A 17,427-nucleotide genomic window follows, 5' to 3' on the forward strand; every position below is an offset into this window, starting at 1 on the left:
TCACAGAAAAGCGCCAATAATTCATCAATTTTTTGAAATATGTCACACTATCAGTGTTAGGTCGCGCACAATATTGCGCGACCCACTTACAAAGGAGGGGAAACCTAGCGGGCAACCTGCTGCATTGGTTGAGTGGCGATGGCTTGTTCGCGAATCGCATCCCAAGCTTCTTTGATTTGTGAGAGCAGCCCGTGTACTTCGTCAATTCTAGCGACATCGTTTTTGGCGTTCGCCTCGAACAAACGGAATATCATATATTCATACAGGTTATCTAGATTGCCAGCTAGATCACCTGCATCAAGGTTCAAACTCTCGCGCAAACCATTAACGATATCGATGGCACTGTTGAGCGCTCTGTTCTTTTCTTCAAAATTTTTGCGTTCAATGGCACCGCGCGCTACCGCCATTTTGGCAAGCGCACCATTAAACAACAGCTGAATCAAACGGTGAGGATCGGCATCCATCACACTTGTCTGAGTGCTTACGCGCTGATACTGAGCAATACCTTGATTCGTCATGCGACCCCTCCGATAACGATTACTGCATACACCCAAGTTAAACGGCAGTGATGGCAGAATCTTTAGAGGAAATTTCAACCTAGCTGCAAAAAAATTGGCATACATCTCGCTAGGAGCCTACCAGAGCAAAATTATGCCGCATGCTGACGGCAATGAATTGCCACAGTATGCATCGGGAGGCAAATAATGACCGCGCAACGAAAAATACAAAGCACGCCACAAGGGCATGAAGCGCTACAAGTCGTAGAGCTAGCATATAGCCGCACAAGGCAGCCACTGGGTTTTGTTGAGCTGCAAAAAGCACGCGAGCAGGTAATTGAGCACGCCAATGCACTAAGTTCTCCAGCCTGGCGCGACTACTGGGTGGGGCGCATCGCACTCGATTCAGCCGAGAACCCCATGGCGAAAGCTTTGCTAGAGCGTGCGGCTCAAACGCTTGTGAATGCGCCAGAGGTCTACTTTCAACTTGGCCACGCCTATCTTGCCAACAAAGAATTCAAAGCAGCCCTAGACGCCTTCGCTAATGCGGTTAATCTTAATAGCACAGCAACGCGCGCCGATTTTGGTATGGGCTTTACCCTAATGCAAATGGGTCGCATGGTCGAAGCCTTTGGCATTATGCGCCGCGTTATTCGCCGTTTTCCCGATGACGGTGCTGTGCGTGCGACACTATTTAAGCTACTGCGGTTTATTAGACCAGACCATGATGACACAGGCCTAGCTTCGGACGCACTCTGGTGGTTAAACTTTAACGATGCGCCTTTTGATGATTTGGGCAACTTCATTGGTGCTTTATTATTGCATCGCTATAAGTCGCGCCCACTCGTGAACGTGATGGCAACAGATAGTTTACTGCTGACTGCATTGGCAAAGACTCACTTTGCCTCGGGCGAGTTGGAACTGTTACTACGCCAAACACGGCGCACGATATTTGTTTCGGCCCTTGCCGACAATCATATTAGCGAAGAGGGGCTTAAACTTGCTTTGGCGCTGTTCCAGCAAAGCCGCCTCAATGAGGGCGTTTGGTCTTACAGTGACGATGAAGCCACACTACTCAATAACTTAGAACACCTGATAACCCAGGCTCATCAAGCTGGCATGATGAAGGGCGATGTGTGCCCGCTAATCGTATTGTTTGGCATGTATAAGCCAGCATTAGCCAGTAAGCTGGTGCCACAATTGGCACAATTAGAAGGTAGCTGGCCTAGCTGGGCGCACCGTGTAATGGAACAAATTACCGATGAGGCGCAACATCTAATTAGAAGCCAACAATCGATCGCGCCTAACGATGTGCTTGGCGACATCACCTGCCGAGTGCAGCAGCAGTACGAAAAATGGCCTTATCCTCGCTGGCAGCACTTAGATTGGTCTGAACAAATTCCATTTGCCGAAGCCATTAAACGAACATTCAAGTTGGCGGAAATTCCAAGCTGCTTATCGCTAAGCCCAATGCCAGTACTGATTGCGGGCTGCGGAACAGGTAGGCATGCACTGCACGTCGCCAAAGGGTTCAGCGACACCCAAGTCACGGCCATCGATATCTCTCGTGCAAGCCTTGGTTGGGCGAAAATGAAAGCCGAGCAGTATGAGCTGAATAATGTAGAGTTTAAGCAGCTTGATATCATGCAACTAGAGCAACTGGATCAACAGTTTGCACTCGTCGAATGCTCTGGGGTTTTACACCACATGGCAAGTGCTGAAGCAGGGTTAGCGAAGCTGCGCGACAAACTATTGCCGCAGGGTATGCTAAAAGTTGCCGTTTATTCACGCGAAGCACGCAAGCAGATTATCGCTTTGCGTGAGCAATTAAGCTTTATTAATTGCTCGGCCGAAGCGATTCGCCAGCAGCGCGACGATATCCTAAGCGAGCAAACCGAAGAAAAATGGGCCGGCATTGCCGACTCACGCGACTTCTACTCGCTAAGTGGCACCAAGGATTTACTGTTCAACGAACACGAAGTTCAGTTCACCGTAGCTGAACTAATCGACATGGTAAAGCGCCATGATTTGCAGCCAATTGGTTTGGTACTTGATACCACCATGCAGCGCAACTGGCTGAATCACTTTGGTACCCTACCCGACCCAACAGACTTCGAACGCTGGGCCGAGCTAGAGCAGGCAATACCAAACACGTTTAACAACATGATCCAGCTTTATTGCCAAGCGAGCGACTAGCGCTCGCTACATGCCAGGCTCAAATGGCGCATTGGGTACTCGCTCAAGGCGAATGGTTACCCGACGGTTTAACGCCTGATCACGACTCACTGGGTATCGTTCACCATGATAGCGAGTCAGGATTAATTCAGCAGGCACCCCTGCGGCAATGAGTGCATTGGTCACCATTGACGCCCGATCCTCAGATAAGCGTCGATTATAAAAACGCGTACCACTTTCATCAGCATGCCCATCAACAAACAGCCCCGTAATGGCTGGGTCGGCATTCACATAGGTGGCAATGTTATTAATCAACGTCTCAGCCTCGTCACCATACTCAGCTTGGTTAAACTCAAAATACACTGCTGAACGTTCAATTTGGTCAAAGTTGACCGGCAGCAACATGCCCTGACAGGCATGAAATTGCCCCATGCTGTCGGTAAAACCATTGGGTGCGGTGCGCACATGCACAGTATCGGCTCCATGCAAAGCCATGCCTGTTACCGCGGGCGCCATGCCCTGCTCTAACTCGGCAAGTAGACGATAAGTGCGCTCGGGTTCTACCCGAACAGGTTCTGGCGGTTGCGCTAAGCTCACCATGCCTAACGCACTGGTTAGTGCACTAGAGCGATAACTTGGCGCTTCAATGGTTAACGAGCCATTAGTCTGAGCAAACAACATTCTTGACGACTCAAGTAAAAACACCGGCTCCTCACCGGCTCGGTGCTCAAACACAGCCAAACCAAAATTGGGAATGGGTTGGTATAACCGACAGCCAAAAATATTACCGTCATTTAACCATTGCGATTGTTCTATCGACGGCTCATAACTGGCCGCCAAAACCGAGGCACTGGGTAGCAGTGCCAAGGCAATTAAATTCGCTTTTAGCGAGGGCAGGAAAGACTTGATCATGTTAGACTAGCGCCTCACGTTTGTTAGTTAGGATGTCAGTTGTGCCCGATCAGGCAAAACCAAAAACCAAAATGGCTCGCCGTTTTCGCGGATACCTACCTGTTATAGTCGACGTTGAGACCGCAGGCTTTAATGCTAAAACCGATGCTTTGTTAGAAATTGCTGCCGTCACCGTCACGTTTAACGAACAAGGCCTACTGGTTCCACACCAAAGTATTGATCGTGCTGTCATACCATTTGAAGGCGCCAACCTAGAGCAATCGGCGCTTGAATTTACTGGCATTGACCCGCACGACCCAGAGCGCGAGGCACATGATGAACGCAACGCAATGGGCGAAGTATTAAAGCTAATTCGCCAAGCAGTCAAAGCCGAAGGCTGTACGCGCGCCGTCTTAGTAGGCCACAATGCGCACTTCGACCACGCCTTCGTCACGGCCGCCACAGAGCGCTGCAGCATTAAACGCAACCCATTTCATCCGTTTTCAAACTTCGACACCGCCACATTGTCCGGATTAGCCTATGGGCAAACCGTGCTGGCAAAAACTTGTGCCGCAGCCGGGATTGAGTTCAGCAACTCAGAGGCACATAGCGCTTTATACGATGCTCAAAAAACCGCCGAACTGTTTTGCAACATTGTAAATAAATGGAAAGACCTAGGTGGCTGGCAAGACGAGCCAGAAGAGCCCGAACCTGAAATATACAACCCATTCGGTGATTCGTAGGTTGTACGCCTAGGCAAATAGACTCCCGCTCAGGCGGGAGTCTATTTGCCAGATTCAAACCTATTAAGCTGGATCCCCGATAAAATCACTCGGGGATGACGAGCCCGATAAAATCACTCGGGTTGACCGGCCTACCACCCCATAAAGGTTTTGATAAATGGCACGGTTAATTTGCGTTGCTGTGCCAAAGAAGCCTCATCGAGCATATCCAATACTGTCATTAGCTCACCAATTTCACGGCCACTACGTAACACAATAAAATGCGCTGCTTCTGGAGCTAGCTCAAGGCCGCGAGCTTTAGCGCCTTCTATCAACGCCTCTTCTTTGCCTTTGTCATCAAGCTCTTCAATTTGCAGCGCTAACCCCCATGCGAGACGGCTGCGAAGGTCTGGTAGGTTTACCGCTTCTTTAAACGGGTGATGATGGGAACCAATAATGAGCTTTCGGCCACTGTCACGTAAACGATTGAACAAGTGGAACAGTGCCACTTCCCATTCGTCATTGCCTAAAGCGGCATCTAGATCATCGAGTGCGACTAACTCAACATCGTCGAGTTCGCCAAGCAGCGAGGTAGGATAATCAATGGCTTCGGCAAGCGACAAGTATGCACTGACTACGCCGCTATCGTGCGCTGCATCGACCACGCCGGTTAATAAGTGGCTCACGCCACAGCCTTTTTTACCCCAAAGGTACAGGTACTGCTCACCGCCACCACGAGCAAACTCGCGGAGCAAATCTAGTACACCTTTATGCTGGTCGGCATAAAAGTTATCTAATGATGGTGGCTCATTTAACCCAATGGCGAGTGCCAACTGCTTGGGTTGTGAAATCATTCGCTTGGCTCCGATTTGCCCCCGTACAGGCGGCTTTCTTTATAGTTTGCATGCATATGGCGAAGTAACACCATTATGACGGCAGCCACAGGCAATGCCAAGAGCACCCCAGTAAAGCCAAACAGTTGGCCACCTGCGAGCACGGCAAAAATAACGGCTACCGGATGCAATCCTATGCGATCTCCAACTAACAAAGGCGTAAGAACCGAGCCTTCCAACACTTGCCCAACAATAAAAACGGCCGCCACACCAACAATAGGCCAAATGCTATCAAACTGAAAAAATGCTGCGATCAATGCCAAACCAACGCCAATAATGGTCCCCAAATACGGCACTAAGGACCCTACACCAGCAATTAAACCAATAACCAACCCAAGCTTTAATCCAAGCAAACTCAAGCCTGTGGAGTAAATTAAGCCTAGGGCAGCCATTACAATTAACTGACCGCGGATAAATGCACCCAGTACCGAGTGACACTCGCGCGCTAGCGTTGAAGAGGTTTCGATATATTGACGCGGAATCAACAAGCCAATGCGCTCAATTAGCACATCCCAATCACGCAGCAGATAGAAGGTTACAACAGGAATAAGCAATAAGTTGGCACCAAAACCTATCAGAGCCAACGACGAGCTGGTAATGCTATCCACAATAGAACGAGCGATACCACCCGTAGACGCCCAGTCAATCTCTTCACTAATGGCCGAGAGGTTCCATGTTTCTAATGTTAAGCCAGTGCGTTCATTAATATAGGGCAGTGCAGTCGTGCGCACCCAAGCGCTAATTTCTGGCAAAAGTGCGCTCAACACTTTAATTTGATTCACCAGCATCGGCGCCACAATCAAGATGATAATGGCAAACACCAGAGTTAATACGGCAAAGCATACCGAAACCGCTGCCGTGCGCGACAGCCCCCACTTCTCCAGTTTGTCGGCGATAGGATCACCCAGATACGCCAACACTGCCGACACCAAAAACGGCGTTAAAATAGGCGACAACGTATAAAGTAGAGCGGCACACAGCACCAGCCCAACAAGAAAAAACCATTTTTGCGATTCTGATATCATGGCATCAATCCTTTTCGCCGCGGCTTAGCGGCGCCAGTTGAATAAGCGATTCGAACGCAGCGACTCTTGCTGGAAGCTAGTATCGGCTTCTTGCAGGCGCCCTTCTAAGCTCAGCTGTGACCACAATCTTGCTTCATCGACCGCGCTATCAATTTGCAGTGTAATGAGATCGGCATCTACCGCAGCAACCTGTACCGACAGTATCGCAACTTTATTAGTTAAATAAGTCAGCAACGCGTGGTACTTGTCATAACTATTAATACCAGATACCTGCCATACCAGTTGCGCCTGGGCATAGCCAGTTGATGACAATGAAAATTGAGCGGCCTGCCAGTCGGCCACTTGCTGTAGGGCCAGCTCAAGTACTTCGGCAGGTGATTCACCGCGCACATCAAAGCGCTCTTGGCCAGTATTGATCACCAGCCCTGTGCCCTGCCAACCCGACACCGATTGCTGAATTTTAATCGCAACATTCCAGTCGGCTTCGTAGCGTTGGCTGGCAAGAATAATGTCTTCGCTAAACAAGCCCCACAGCGAGCTTTGCGGCAGGGCAAACTGATCTTGGGTGTCCCACAATGGTAAACTAGTGGATAGACCTCGCGCCGTTTTAACGTTATTGATGGCAGCCACCAGGTCATCATTATCCGATTCACTTACGGTGCGCTTGCGACCGTCGTCTACCATGACCCACAACAGCGTGTCTGGGCGCACATTCGGCCAAAACCCCCAGTTATTGTCGTTAGCTAAACGCTGCAGGCTAATAGGGTCGAAGTCGACTTGTAGACGCTGGGTTGGCACCTCATCGCCTAAGCGGTTAGTCAGCACTTCATCACTAGCAAGGTAACCGAAACCACTAATATAGCTGTCTGGGTTGCGTGGCATTTGCTCAAGTTGCAGGTCGGTTCGCCCGGTGGCGCGAATCATCACTTCTAACATGGCTTGGCGCGTTGCTTCACGCTCTTCTTGCGCACCGGCATTCACTCGCAGCACTTGTGAGGCCTGATAAATATCTAGTTCTGTCGCCGCCCACCCAAGGGTAGATAACGATAAAAGCAACACACTGATGAGGTAGCGCATTACCCTCTCCTTTGTAAATTTGTTGTTCGCTTGCACAACTTGCATAACAATTATTCCGCTCGTCTCTAGGCTAGCAAGGCACATGTCGCTATAATACATGCCCAAATTTCAATTGCAGCAATTCAAACCTGAGGCCTTCATGACAAAACCTTCTCTCAGCTATAAAGACGCCGGCGTAGACATCGATGCTGGTAACGCTCTGGTTGACCGAATTAAAGGTGTTGCCCGCCGTACTAGCCGCCCTGAAGTAATGGGAGGTCTTGGAGGCTTTGGCGCCTTAACGCGCCTACCGCAAAAGTACAAAAACCCTGTACTAGTATCAGGCACCGACGGTGTTGGCACCAAGCTAAAACTAGCGATGGACCTAAATATTCACGATAGCATCGGTATCGACCTAGTGGCGATGTGTGTAAACGATTTAGTCGTTGCTGGCGCCGAGCCATTATTGTTCCTTGATTACTATGCCACAGGCAAACTGAATGTCGACGTTGCTGCCGATGTCGTAACGGGTATTGGCAAAGGCTGTGAACTGGCTGGTGCTGCCCTTGTGGGTGGTGAAACCGCTGAAATGCCGGGCATGTACCATGGCGACGACTACGACCTAGCTGGTTTCTGCGTGGGCGTAGTGGAAGAAGACGGCGTTATTGATGGCAGCAAAGTGGCTGCTGGCGATGCCCTTATTGCCCTAGCATCAAGTGGCCCACACTCAAATGGCTACTCGCTGATTCGTAAAATCATCGAAGTTTCTGGCGCCGACCTATCTCAAGCCTTTGGCGACAGCACATTGGGTGAAACCCTGCTTGAGCCAACTCGCATTTACGTTAAGCCTGTCTTGGCGGCAATTGAAAAATTTGATGTTCGCGCGCTGTCGCACATTACCGGTGGTGGTTTATTAGAAAACCTTCCACGTGTGATGCCAGACAACACGACTGCCAAGATTGATGCGTCAACTTGGGCGATGCCAGAAGTATTCCAGTGGTTGCAAGAAAACGGCAACGTAGATGCAACGGAAATGTATCGTACATTCAACTGTGGTGTTGGCATGGTGCTCGTCGTACCAGCAGAGCAAGCAGCAGATGCGATCAACTTCTTTAACGAGCAAGGCGAGCAAGCATTCCAAATTGGTGAAATTACCGCTGGCCGTGACGGTGAAGCTGTTATTGTAGAAGGTGAGCACCAGTAATGAGCCAGCGTTGCCGAGTTGTTGTATTAATCTCGGGCAGCGGTAGCAATTTACAAGCCATTCTCGACCACCCCAACACTGACTACGAGGTCGTTGGGGTACTATCGAATAAGGCCGATGCGTTCGGCCTTATTCGTGCACAGAAAGCAGGTATTGCCACCGCCGTCATTAGCCACAAAGACTTCACTGACCGCTTAAGTTTCGATCAAGCGATGATCGAACGAATCGATGCTTGGCAACCAGACTTGGTTGTACTGGCGGGATTTATGCGTATTTTAACTGAACAGTTTGTTGATCATTACCTGGGTAAGCTGATTAACATTCACCCTAGCTTGCTGCCTAAATACCCTGGGTTAGACACGCACGCTCGAGCTATTGCGGCAGGGGAAACTGAGCACGGTGCGACCGTACATTTTGTTACCCCAGAACTCGATGCCGGACCTAGTATTATGCAAGCCGTGGTACCTATTGCAGCGGACGATGACACGGACACCCTGCAAGCTAAGGTTCATCGTGGTGAACATAAGATTTACCCATTAGCCGTGCAATGGATCGCGCAAGGCCGGGTGGTCATGCAAGATAGCCAAACAACCTTGTTAGACAACCTGCCTATCTCTCGCGAACAGTTGCGCCAAAACTACGATTAGAGGTGACGATGCGACTGCTTGGCCTGCTACTAGTGTTAACTGCTCATTCCATGGCGTTAGCCATGCCACTCTCCCCGTTTACGCTTGACATGCAGGCCATTCAGTACGGTTTTATCGATGTAAAAGCCAATGGCCAATTGACCCTTCAAGAAACAGGCAATCAGTGGACAGCGAGACTAGATGCCCGAGCAGCCATTGGCAAACAGCAAGAACAGGCCATATTCAACTGGCAGAATAATCAAATCACCCCCCTGCGCTATGACGCGCTGACTCAGCTAACCTTTATCAAAGAAGAAAAAAGCTACCAATTTAGTGAGCAGTGGATTGAGGGCACAGTGAATGGCGATGCCTTTCGCACCGCCAACCGCAATACCCTAGACCCACTCACTAGCATGCTACATATGGGGCAGCAACTTAGGTTAGGTAAAACCGAATGGCAGCAACAGCGCATCACTTGGAATAGCTCGAAAGCCGAGGCTTATCGTGTAGCACGGGCTGGCTTAATGAATACCAAAGTAGGCAAACTTAGCGTTACCCTAGTGGAGCAAACACAGGGTAATCGCGGCAACGAAAAAAATTACTACTGGTTCGCCAACGACTACGGGTATATACCCGTTCGCTGGCGACGCGAAGTTGATAATAAAATCACATACGAAGTACTGCTGCAGTCAGGCAACTATGCTGGCGAGCCAATTGTTGGCGCAACTGCTGATCAGTAACAAAGGAGCATAATCATGAAGGTTGCAGTATTTTCTGCGAAACCATACGACCAAACCTACCTAGGTGAAATTAACCAAGGTCAACATGAGTTGGAGTTTTTTGAACCACACCTAGATAGCCAAACTGTACCCTTGACCAAAGGGTTTGACGTGGTTTGCTGCTTTGTTAACGATACTCTTGATCGCGATACGCTGGTTGCACTGAAAGATAATGGCATCAAACTTGTTGCCATGCGTTGTGCTGGCTTTAACAATGTTGATTTACCAACTGCCGAGCAACTAGAGCTACCCATTGTTCGCGTGCCAGAGTACAGCCCCTACGCCGTTGCCGAGCACGCTGCGGCACTGGCCTTGAGCTTAAACCGCAACCTGCACCGTGCCCATAACCGAGTACGTGAAAACGACTACTCGCTCGATGGTCTACTAGGTTTTGACTTCAACGGCAAAACAGTTGGCGTGATCGGCACCGGTAAAATTGGCGTGTGCTTTGGCAAAATCATGCAGGGGTTTGGCTGCAAAGTAGTGGCCTACGACCCCTACCCAAGCAATGAAGCACAAAAGCTAGGTTTTGAGTTTTTAGACCTAGATACCTTGCTCAACCGTTGTGATGTCATCTCATTGCACTGCCCATTAATGAGCCAGACGTACCACATTATTAATGCCTACACGATCAGCAAAATGAAGCGTGGCGTTATGCTGCTCAACACCAGCCGTGGTGGCCTCATTGATACACCAGCCGTGATTGAAGGGCTTAAATCAGGCCAAATCGGACACGTAGGGTTAGATGTTTACGAAGAAGAAGAAGACCTATTCTTCGAAGACTACTCCAATAACGTATTGCAAGACGACACCTTCGCCCGCTTGCAAACCTTCCCTAACGTGATTATCACTGGTCACCAAGCATTCTTTACCAAAGAAGCACTCACCGCCATCGCCAAAGTAACATTCAGCAACTTGAATGCCTTTGCCGAAGGCCGCTTTGAAGACATGCACCAGGTCACTACAGGTAAATAAACCCCTTCGTCACACCCGAGTGCTTTTATCGGGTGTCTAGTCTAATAGGCGTCACACCCGAGTGCTTTTATCGGGTGTCTAGCTTGCAGTGCGTAAACCATACAACTAGATTCCCGCCTGCGCGGGAATGACCGCCTGCGCCGTACAACCTACCGGGAACTCGGCAAAAACCAATAACGCTCATCGGTTGGGTTGGCGGTGCTAGGTAATGTTGGGTTATCGATTGATATCCAATTTATCCGTTGCCATTGCGACAGTGGGAACAAATGTTTGGTGGCTTCGTGGTTGCGCATCAATGCCTCAAAGCTGCCATCATCGATGGCCATTTCTAGGCCTTGCTCAATTCGCTCAGCTAACTCAGGGTTATCATTGGCGGTGAAAAAGTACATTGGGAACGGGTAGTAAACGCCAGTGTCTGGGTAGATAACTAAATTATTGTACTCTTCTTTGCGCACGTCTATTTCAGCAAAGATTTCGTGCACACCACGAGGAAAATACTGACAACGCTTGCGTTCAAGCATCCCCCACATGAGCTCATATGCGGCAACGCGATAAACTGCAATACCAGCCGACTCCAATATATCTGAGTCTGGCCAATGCGTGCCTTGGCAGGCGTTCAGCGGCTTTAGCTCATCTAAAGATTCAATTCGGTCGAAGAGCGCTCGGCTTTCCTCTTTAATGGCAAATAAGCGCATGCCTAACATGCCCTTAACAAGAGGAATGCGAATGGGGTTGATCTCTTGCTCGCGCTCAATGCTAGTGCCAGCCCAATACACATTAATAGTACCGTTGTTTTTTAAATCTTGAATGGCACGGCCTTGTTCAAACCGGTTACTGAAACTAATTTGATAATCGCCATGTGTGGGCTGGGTTTTGCTTAATGCCAACTCAAGCAAAGCAATGAAGTAACCGTGACTCGCATCAAACTCCGACTGCGGAGGGATAGTAGTCACTGTCGTGGCCGCAACATTTGCTGACAACAAAATAGCAATAAGAAAAATGCGCATACAATACTCCTAGCTGCATTGGAGTATAGTCAAACACAGTTACAAATCACGTTTTGCTTTGGTAGGTTGCACGGCGCGTGTTTTTTGCGCCGGGCAACAGTAGACGCGTAACAGTCACTCCCGCGCAGGCGGGAGTCTAGTCGCCAGATTCAAACCTATTAAGCTGGATCCCCGATAAAATCACTCGGGGATGACTGGCCCGGTAACAGTCACTCCCGCGCAGGAGGGAGTCTAATCGCCAGATTCAAACCTATTAAGCTGGATCCCCGATAAAATCACTCGGGGATGACTGGCCCGGTAACAGTCACTCCCGCGCAGGCGGGAGTCTAGTCGCCAGATTCAAACCTATTAAGCTGGATCCCCGATAAAATCACTCGGGGATGACTGGCCCGTAAAGGCACTCGGGGATGACGAATGGGTTTGTTTCCCAAACCTCTGGTTTGTAAAACCTACAACGAACGCACCTGCACGACTCGTTTGACAAGCTGCTGGGCGTTTTCAACCTGCATTTTTTGGAAAACGCGTGAGCGGTGGATTTCAACGGTACGTGGGCTTACATCTAATTTTCGGGCAATGAGTTTGTTAGACAAGCCTTCTACTAGGCATTGCATCACTTCTTTTTCGCGTGGGGTTAACTCGGCCATCTGTTGTTGAATTTCGCTAATTTCGGCCTGTGTTTGGGTGTGTTGAGCACAGGTTAGTTTGGCTCGCTCTACTAGGTCGAGTAAGGCTTGATCATTAAATGGCTTTTCTAGGAAGTCGAGCGCGCCGCGTTGCACTGCTTTAACCGCCATAGGAATGTCGCCATGACCCGACATAAAAATAATTGGCAGCAAGCAACCTTGATCAATGAGTGCCTCTTGCACGGCCAATCCACTTTTACCAGGCATGCGCACGTCTAAAATAATGCAGCCACTGCCCTGGCCGCTAAATTGTTCGAGAAAACTTTGGCCATTCTCGTAGCAGATAACGGTATAACCCATAGACTTCAATAGTAGCTGCACGGCGCCACGCACATCGGGCTCGTCGTCTACCACATGAACTGTGTAATCACTCATGCTGTGTACTCCTTTTTTGCCCCTTGCGCACTTACTGGCTCTGCCGTTAATTGAATGGTAAATACGGCCCCATGCTTGCTGCCAGCATATTCGAGTTTGCCGTCAAAGCTTTCAATAATACTTTGGCTAAGGTTTAAACCAAGCCCCATACCATTGGCTTTTGAGCTAACGAATGGATCGAATAAAGTGCTAATTAAATGCTCTGGCACACCAGGGCCATTATCACTAATGACAATCGTCACCTTACCAAGCTTGTAGCTGATTTTAATTCTAACTTCTGGGCGCTGGTGCTCTGCCAGCGCTTCCAGTGAGTTCTGCAACAAGTTAACTAGTACTTGGTGAAACGATACTTCTGCCACATATACCTGCACTGGCTCGGCAATATCAACCAAAATAGGAACGTGCTGGCGCTTCGCTTCAAAACTGATTAAGCGCACGGCGTCGTTTACTAAGGTCGTTACGTTATGCCACTCGGCGTTTGGTACTTCATTGCGCACAAAAGCGCGCATTTGTTTAATAATATCGCTAGCACGCTGCGCATTCGCTACCACTCGCTGCATAGCAGCCTGCACGTCTGGGTCGTTATTGTGTTGGGCAACCAAGCGCTGGGCGGCTTGCGAAAAGGTCATAATCGCGGTGAGTGGTTGGTTTAACTCATGGGCAAGACCAGCTGCAAGCTGCCCCATATCGTTAATACGGCTGGAACGCGCCAAGGCTTCTTGATTGGCTCGCAGGCGCTGCTGAGTTTTTTGCCGCTCAACCATGGCCCCACTTAGCATGAGTGCGGTAATACTAACGAGCGCTAAATGGCCATGCAATGCTAGCGCGCTCTCACTTGCACTAGTTAGTACAAACGGCCCCATACTAAGGCGTGTGCCAAGAATACCCGCTGCACCGTTAAGCAATAGAAGTAGCGCCAACCATGGGTTGTTTAGGCGAAACGACGCCCAAATAATCAGCGGGAAAATAGTATAAGTGAGTGGCAAGCTCATGGCCCAGCCATAAGGTAAAACATCGCCATAAACCAGCCATGCATTGACCACGACGGCTAGGGTAATCAAAATTAGCTCATGCCAATTTTTTACTTTCATCTGCTGACATGTCGTTAGCACCGGCAGCAGCAAAATGATGCCCATGGCCTCGGCAAGCCAGCAAGCCCACCAAACCTTGCTGACCTCTTGCCAAGTACTCCAACTGCCAAGAATATCGAGTGTGGCCGTAAGCAAAGAACTTAACGCGGTCGCGGCAATAGTAACGGCAAAAAACTTAAGTGCATCCCCAGCTCGCTGAAATGCTAAGTCAACCCGCCATTGCCGCAATGCCCATAAGGCAATGGCACCCGTACTGACAATGGCAAAGGCCGACGTGACAACGGTTAACACTGCCTTGTCCTGATAAATGCTATAGACAACAGAGGCCAATGCGATGGGTAGTGCTGCACGATAGCCAAAGCGCCAAAACAGGAACACAGCCAAGCCACTCGCTGGCCACACCAAGGCCAGTGGTGCTGAGTACATGCGCAACCAATTAGAGGACCATAGTGCTGCTAATACCAGCAGCACTAAAGCAGAAAATAGAGCAATCTTTCGTATCATTTAACGGCCATTGTTAAGCGCTTGTTTTGCCACCATACCCACAGTTGATCGAGCGATAGCAGCCCACCACCACGCACTGCTGCGATTAACAGCATCAGTGCCCACAACTGGTGGTCTAGCCCAGCAATCGGGCGCTCGTTTAACACATGAGCATAACTAATATAGGCAACTAAGTTGACTAAAAACAGCGATGCGGCGCTAAATCGGCTAGCAAGGCCAGCAATTAACAAAAGTGGCAATACCATTTCAGCTGCCGTACCAAAGTACATGGCCAGTTGCCATGGTAGCAGTGGCACTTGGTACTCATACTCAAACAAATACTCGGTTGTGCGCCAATTCTGCAGTTTAAGCCAGCCTGATGTTAAAAACACCATGGCAACGGTATAGCGGTTTATTAACTCAACCAGCGCCACCATTATGTTGGTAACCAACTGACCAGAGTGGGTTATCTTATTTTGTAGTAGGTGATTCATCGTAATCTCCGGTAGTGATTGGGCTAGGCAGTTCTCGGCTCGCCAATTAAGTTGGCTTGCCACAGCGCCGGTAATCTTGAATTGGCTGGGAAATCGGGCGTTGTTTCAAGTACCTGAGTGAGCGCAGCCATTAACCCCAGCTTGGGCATACTGGTCAGCAAAGCAAAGTCTGCAGCACTTAATGGATATTGCGCTATCCTGTTGCCCTCTCGGCGCAGGGCCAAATAGGTTTTTGCCTTGTGCCAGTTGTTTAGTGGGTTGTACTCCAGAGCCACTAAAGCAGCCAGTGTGGTCACTTTGTTGAAGTGTTCGGGCATAGGCGCTTGGCGAGCCGACGGTTGATGCAGTGCTTGCTGGCAGGCTAAATCGAATCGCGCGCGCGCCAGCCAATCACTGCTAATATCTTGCTCGGTTAACCAAGCGACAAACTTTTCTGGCAGCTCAGTAAGCTGAGCAACCGGCTGAGCGGCTATAAACAGATGCCACCAATGCACAGCTTGTTCATGTTTGGCAAAGCTTGGGAAATCCGTTTGTAGGGCCAGCGTTAGGGTATGCCACATATGGCGGCTATGAATTTGCAGCCGCCCGTCAATACCACAGGCTTTTATGTGGGGGTTGTTGTTACCCTGCAGTATATCTTGCGCTATTTGATACGCATCATTCGGCCATTGCATCAGTATGCTCCAAGCTATGCTGGTCAATTATTTGCTTTCCAGTAGCGACTTCAGCAAGCAATGCTTCCAACTTGGGAATATTGCCATCGCGCTCTAGCAGACTAGGCATTGCGCCATGCTTATCAATCACGCGTTCAAATAATCGCCACACCGCAGGGCTCACACTCGCCGCATGAGAGTCTATCGCCACGCTTTGGCCTTGGATTACCTCAGTTTGATAACCCGCCACATGCAACTCTTGCACCGAAGGCCAATAAATATTGTTTAAGTAGGTGGCTGCACTTAAGCCATGATTGAGCTCGTTCACCCGCAAATTATTGAGGTCTAGCAGTAGCCCGCAGTCGGTTCGCTGGGCAAGCTCATTGAGCAACTCAGGCTCGCTTAGCTCTTGCTCGATAAACTCTAAATACGTAGAAGGGTTTTCGATGAGTATCTGACACCCTAGCTTTTGTTGCACATGGTCCACTCGCGCTACCATATGATTGAGCGTGCTGCGCAGCAGGGGTGCAGGCAGTAGGTCATTAAAGGTTCTACCACCGGCTAGCGACCAAGCAAAATGCTCACTAATGGCAGCCGGCTTAACTTTTTCGATTAGCCCGGCCGTTTGAGCCAGTAACTTGTCGTCTAGCGGGTCGGGACCCGCCAACGACATTGCCACGCCATGTAAGCTTATTGGCCGATACTGCGCTAGCGTAAGCAAAACATCCTGCGCGTAACTTGGGCGCAAATAGTTTTCGGTATGCGCTTCCCAAAAACCAACCGCTGTTGGGTTAGCTAAGGCTTGCGCATGTAGCGGCGCACGCAAGCCTAAACCCATTTGACGTGGCAGCTTCATTGTTAAGCCATTGGCTCAGTGCTGCCGCCAACCAAGCGGTCGCAAGTACCTTCTGGTACCATCAAAAATGCATCGCCCTGGCCATCAGCTGTTGACGTACCAGCGCATGAGCTCGTGGCTGTGGCGCAGTCGTTCTGGCCAGCTTCAGCAACGCCGTAGCACTTTTCCATTTTGTCTTTGGCTAGTGCTGGGCTAGTTGCGCCTAATGCGATCATACCGGCAAGTGTTGTAGCGGCAAGTTTGGCTGAATGTTTCATAATTTTCTCTCCAACATTGTTAAATAATCAACAGGCTTTAAGTTCTTGGTTCGACTACTGGTCACTCCCGCGACGGCGGGAGTCTAGTTGCCAGAGTAAAATCTCTATGAAGCCTGTGTCGTTTCGACACTAATAAAGTTAGAGCAAGGCCATGGATGCGGACATTCGCACGAACGCGGGGTTATATGAGGAGAAATACTTACCACGGTAGTGATAGGCGAAAACATTGATGCATTTTTATCCAATATTCATTTGTAAAAGCCAAAAGCTAGTGTATGCTGCTAAAAGCTTAAGTCGCTTTGTTGGCCTTTGAACTGCATTACGAGCACCATGTTCCAGTGCACACCAACTGCCGCGTTGCAATTTGGGCTGGAAAGAAATAATTTTTTTAGGACGTAAAGTAATGTCAGATCAAGTAACCGGAACTGTTAAGTTCTTCAACGAATCTAAAGGCTTTGGTTTCATCCAACAAGAGAACGGCCCTGACGTATTCGTACACTTCAGCGCTATTCAATCGGATGGCTTCAAGACTTTGAAAGAAGGCCAACAGGTTCGGTTCAAAATCACTCAAGGCCAAAAAGGCCCACAAGCTGAAGAAGTTGTAGAAGCTTAATTTTAAGCACTACAGTTCAGCCCAAAACGCCGCATTCGCGGCGTTTTTGTTTTTTGGGCCACTTGTTTCCCA

General features: G+C 49.4%; 19 protein-coding genes. 7 read left to right on the plus strand and 12 right to left on the minus strand.

All coding sequences use genetic code 11. The features are described 5' to 3' along the window. Window positions 1-104: 104 nt before the first annotated feature. Entirely contained in the window at window positions 105-518 is a 414-nt protein-coding gene (fliS, locus tag DUW71_RS03585) for a flagellar export chaperone FliS (protein WP_119393873.1), read from the minus strand. Between the two features lie 186 nt (window positions 519-704). Here fliS and DUW71_RS03590 point away from each other — a divergent pair, with 186 nt between their 5' ends. Then, window positions 705-2,693, plus strand: a complete 1,989-nt coding sequence (locus tag DUW71_RS03590) for a class I SAM-dependent methyltransferase (protein WP_119393874.1) — start codon at window positions 705-707, stop codon at window positions 2,691-2,693. 6 nt (window positions 2,694-2,699) lie between these two features. On the opposite strand, the gene DUW71_RS03595 is transcribed toward DUW71_RS03590, so the two are convergent. Next, complete coding sequence (locus DUW71_RS03595) at window positions 2,700-3,584, minus strand: flagellar protein MotY (protein ID WP_119393875.1); 885 nt, start codon at window positions 3,582-3,584, stop codon at window positions 2,700-2,702. A 32-nt stretch (window positions 3,585-3,616) separates the two neighbouring features. Between DUW71_RS03595 and rnt the strand changes: the two genes are divergently transcribed. After that, window positions 3,617-4,306: a ribonuclease T gene (gene rnt, locus DUW71_RS03600; RefSeq protein WP_233546016.1), complete on the plus strand. Its 690-nt coding sequence runs from the start codon at window positions 3,617-3,619 to the stop codon at window positions 4,304-4,306. 131 nt (window positions 4,307-4,437) lie between these two features. Here the strand turns inward: rnt and hda are convergent, their stop codons facing one another. Genes hda through DUW71_RS03615 form a run of 3 tightly spaced genes read right to left on the minus strand, consistent with a single transcriptional unit; the run spans window position 4,438 to window position 7,280 of the window. Then, entirely contained in the window at window positions 4,438-5,139 is a 702-nt protein-coding gene (gene hda, locus DUW71_RS03605) for a DnaA regulatory inactivator Hda (protein WP_119393876.1), read from the minus strand. After that, window positions 5,136-6,203, minus strand: a complete 1,068-nt coding sequence (locus DUW71_RS03610) for an AI-2E family transporter (RefSeq protein ID WP_199671143.1) — start codon at window positions 6,201-6,203, stop codon at window positions 5,136-5,138. Before DUW71_RS03610 ends, hda begins: the two co-directional genes overlap by 4 nt. Before the next feature lie 24 nt (window positions 6,204-6,227). Continuing rightward, window positions 6,228-7,280: a DUF2066 domain-containing protein gene (locus DUW71_RS03615; protein ID WP_158583855.1), complete on the minus strand. Its 1,053-nt coding sequence runs from the start codon at window positions 7,278-7,280 to the stop codon at window positions 6,228-6,230. Between the two features lie 139 nt (window positions 7,281-7,419). Between DUW71_RS03615 and purM the strand changes: the two genes are divergently transcribed. The 4 genes from purM to DUW71_RS03635 are packed head-to-tail and all read left to right on the plus strand — an operon-like array spanning window position 7,420 to window position 10,843. Beyond that, window positions 7,420-8,463 carry a phosphoribosylformylglycinamidine cyclo-ligase gene (purM, locus tag DUW71_RS03620; RefSeq protein WP_119394137.1) on the plus strand — a complete coding sequence of 348 codons (1,044 nt, stop codon included), beginning with the start codon at window positions 7,420-7,422 and terminating at the stop codon, window positions 8,461-8,463. After that, window positions 8,463-9,110 carry a phosphoribosylglycinamide formyltransferase gene (gene purN / locus DUW71_RS03625; protein ID WP_119393878.1) on the plus strand — a complete coding sequence of 216 codons (648 nt, stop codon included), beginning with the start codon at window positions 8,463-8,465 and terminating at the stop codon, window positions 9,108-9,110. The genes purM and purN overlap by 1 nt, the downstream gene beginning before the upstream one ends. Before the next feature lie 8 nt (window positions 9,111-9,118). Beyond that, the gene (locus DUW71_RS03630; protein ID WP_119393879.1) at window positions 9,119-9,829 is read left to right on the plus strand and encodes a DUF3108 domain-containing protein; all 711 of its coding nucleotides are present in this window, start codon (window positions 9,119-9,121) and stop codon (window positions 9,827-9,829) included. A 15-nt stretch (window positions 9,830-9,844) separates the two neighbouring features. Next, window positions 9,845-10,843 (plus strand): 2-hydroxyacid dehydrogenase, encoded by a 999-nt coding sequence (locus tag DUW71_RS03635; RefSeq protein ID WP_119393880.1) that lies wholly within the window; start codon window positions 9,845-9,847, stop codon window positions 10,841-10,843. A 149-nt stretch (window positions 10,844-10,992) separates the two neighbouring features. Here the strand turns inward: DUW71_RS03635 and DUW71_RS03640 are convergent, their stop codons facing one another. The 7 genes from DUW71_RS03640 to DUW71_RS03670 form a co-directional block, all read right to left on the minus strand. After that, complete coding sequence (locus DUW71_RS03640; protein WP_119393881.1) at window positions 10,993-11,850, minus strand: type 2 periplasmic-binding domain-containing protein; 858 nt, start codon at window positions 11,848-11,850, stop codon at window positions 10,993-10,995. Between the two features lie 449 nt (window positions 11,851-12,299). After that, window positions 12,300-12,908, minus strand: a complete 609-nt coding sequence (locus DUW71_RS03645) for a response regulator transcription factor (protein ID WP_119393882.1) — start codon at window positions 12,906-12,908, stop codon at window positions 12,300-12,302. Continuing rightward, window positions 12,905-14,503, minus strand: a complete 1,599-nt coding sequence (locus DUW71_RS03650) for an ATP-binding protein (protein WP_119393883.1) — start codon at window positions 14,501-14,503, stop codon at window positions 12,905-12,907. The genes DUW71_RS03645 and DUW71_RS03650 overlap by 4 nt, the downstream gene beginning before the upstream one ends. After that, complete coding sequence (locus DUW71_RS03655) at window positions 14,500-14,976, minus strand: DoxX family protein (protein ID WP_119393884.1); 477 nt, start codon at window positions 14,974-14,976, stop codon at window positions 14,500-14,502. Before DUW71_RS03655 ends, DUW71_RS03650 begins: the two co-directional genes overlap by 4 nt. Window positions 14,977-14,999: 23 nt before the next feature. Then, window positions 15,000-15,650, minus strand: coding sequence for a hypothetical protein (locus DUW71_RS03660; protein WP_119393885.1), 651 nt, complete (start codon window positions 15,648-15,650; stop codon window positions 15,000-15,002). Continuing rightward, the gene (locus DUW71_RS03665; protein ID WP_119393886.1) at window positions 15,634-16,485 is read right to left on the minus strand and encodes a DUF692 domain-containing protein; all 852 of its coding nucleotides are present in this window, start codon (window positions 16,483-16,485) and stop codon (window positions 15,634-15,636) included. The genes DUW71_RS03660 and DUW71_RS03665 overlap by 17 nt, the downstream gene beginning before the upstream one ends. 2 nt (window positions 16,486-16,487) lie before the next feature. After that, window positions 16,488-16,742, minus strand: a complete 255-nt coding sequence (locus DUW71_RS03670) for a BufA1 family periplasmic bufferin-type metallophore (RefSeq protein WP_119393887.1) — start codon at window positions 16,740-16,742, stop codon at window positions 16,488-16,490. Between the two features lie 403 nt (window positions 16,743-17,145). Here DUW71_RS03670 and DUW71_RS03675 point away from each other — a divergent pair, with 403 nt between their 5' ends. Further along, window positions 17,146-17,355 (plus strand): cold-shock protein, encoded by a 210-nt coding sequence (locus DUW71_RS03675; RefSeq protein ID WP_119393888.1) that lies wholly within the window; start codon window positions 17,146-17,148, stop codon window positions 17,353-17,355. Window positions 17,356-17,427: the final 72 nt, after the last annotated feature.

Source organism: Salinibius halmophilus, assembly GCF_003577475.1.
In the GTDB taxonomy this organism is placed as follows: Bacteria; Pseudomonadota; Gammaproteobacteria; order Pseudomonadales; family Natronospirillaceae; genus Salinibius; species Salinibius halmophilus.

What these genes read in the sequence shown, in the direction of transcription:
- fliS (WP_119393873.1), bottom strand. Translation starts at nt 518, where the DNA reads ATGACGAATCAAGGTATTGCTCAGTATCAGCGCGTAAGCACTCAGACA.
- DUW71_RS03590 (WP_119393874.1), top strand. Translation starts at nt 705, where the DNA reads ATGACCGCGCAACGAAAAATACAAAGCACGCCACAAGGGCATGAAGCG.
- DUW71_RS03595 (WP_119393875.1), bottom strand. Translation starts at nt 3,584, where the DNA reads ATGATCAAGTCTTTCCTGCCCTCGCTAAAAGCGAATTTAATTGCCTTG.
- rnt (WP_233546016.1), top strand. Translation starts at nt 3,617, where the DNA reads ATGTCAGTTGTGCCCGATCAGGCAAAACCAAAAACCAAAATGGCTCGC.
- hda (WP_119393876.1), bottom strand. Translation starts at nt 5,139, where the DNA reads ATGATTTCACAACCCAAGCAGTTGGCACTCGCCATTGGGTTAAATGAG.
- DUW71_RS03610 (WP_199671143.1), bottom strand. Translation starts at nt 6,203, where the DNA reads ATGATATCAGAATCGCAAAAATGGTTTTTTCTTGTTGGGCTGGTGCTG.
- DUW71_RS03615 (WP_158583855.1), bottom strand. Translation starts at nt 7,280, where the DNA reads ATGCGCTACCTCATCAGTGTGTTGCTTTTATCGTTATCTACCCTTGGG.
- purM (WP_119394137.1), top strand. Translation starts at nt 7,420, where the DNA reads ATGACAAAACCTTCTCTCAGCTATAAAGACGCCGGCGTAGACATCGAT.
- purN (WP_119393878.1), top strand. Translation starts at nt 8,463, where the DNA reads ATGAGCCAGCGTTGCCGAGTTGTTGTATTAATCTCGGGCAGCGGTAGC.
- DUW71_RS03630 (WP_119393879.1), top strand. Translation starts at nt 9,119, where the DNA reads ATGCGACTGCTTGGCCTGCTACTAGTGTTAACTGCTCATTCCATGGCG.
- DUW71_RS03635 (WP_119393880.1), top strand. Translation starts at nt 9,845, where the DNA reads ATGAAGGTTGCAGTATTTTCTGCGAAACCATACGACCAAACCTACCTA.
- DUW71_RS03640 (WP_119393881.1), bottom strand. Translation starts at nt 11,850, where the DNA reads ATGCGCATTTTTCTTATTGCTATTTTGTTGTCAGCAAATGTTGCGGCC.
- DUW71_RS03645 (WP_119393882.1), bottom strand. Translation starts at nt 12,908, where the DNA reads ATGAGTGATTACACAGTTCATGTGGTAGACGACGAGCCCGATGTGCGT.
- DUW71_RS03650 (WP_119393883.1), bottom strand. Translation starts at nt 14,503, where the DNA reads ATGATACGAAAGATTGCTCTATTTTCTGCTTTAGTGCTGCTGGTATTA.
- DUW71_RS03655 (WP_119393884.1), bottom strand. Translation starts at nt 14,976, where the DNA reads ATGAATCACCTACTACAAAATAAGATAACCCACTCTGGTCAGTTGGTT.
- DUW71_RS03660 (WP_119393885.1), bottom strand. Translation starts at nt 15,650, where the DNA reads ATGCAATGGCCGAATGATGCGTATCAAATAGCGCAAGATATACTGCAG.
- DUW71_RS03665 (WP_119393886.1), bottom strand. Translation starts at nt 16,485, where the DNA reads ATGAAGCTGCCACGTCAAATGGGTTTAGGCTTGCGTGCGCCGCTACAT.
- DUW71_RS03670 (WP_119393887.1), bottom strand. Translation starts at nt 16,742, where the DNA reads ATGAAACATTCAGCCAAACTTGCCGCTACAACACTTGCCGGTATGATC.
- DUW71_RS03675 (WP_119393888.1), top strand. Translation starts at nt 17,146, where the DNA reads ATGTCAGATCAAGTAACCGGAACTGTTAAGTTCTTCAACGAATCTAAA.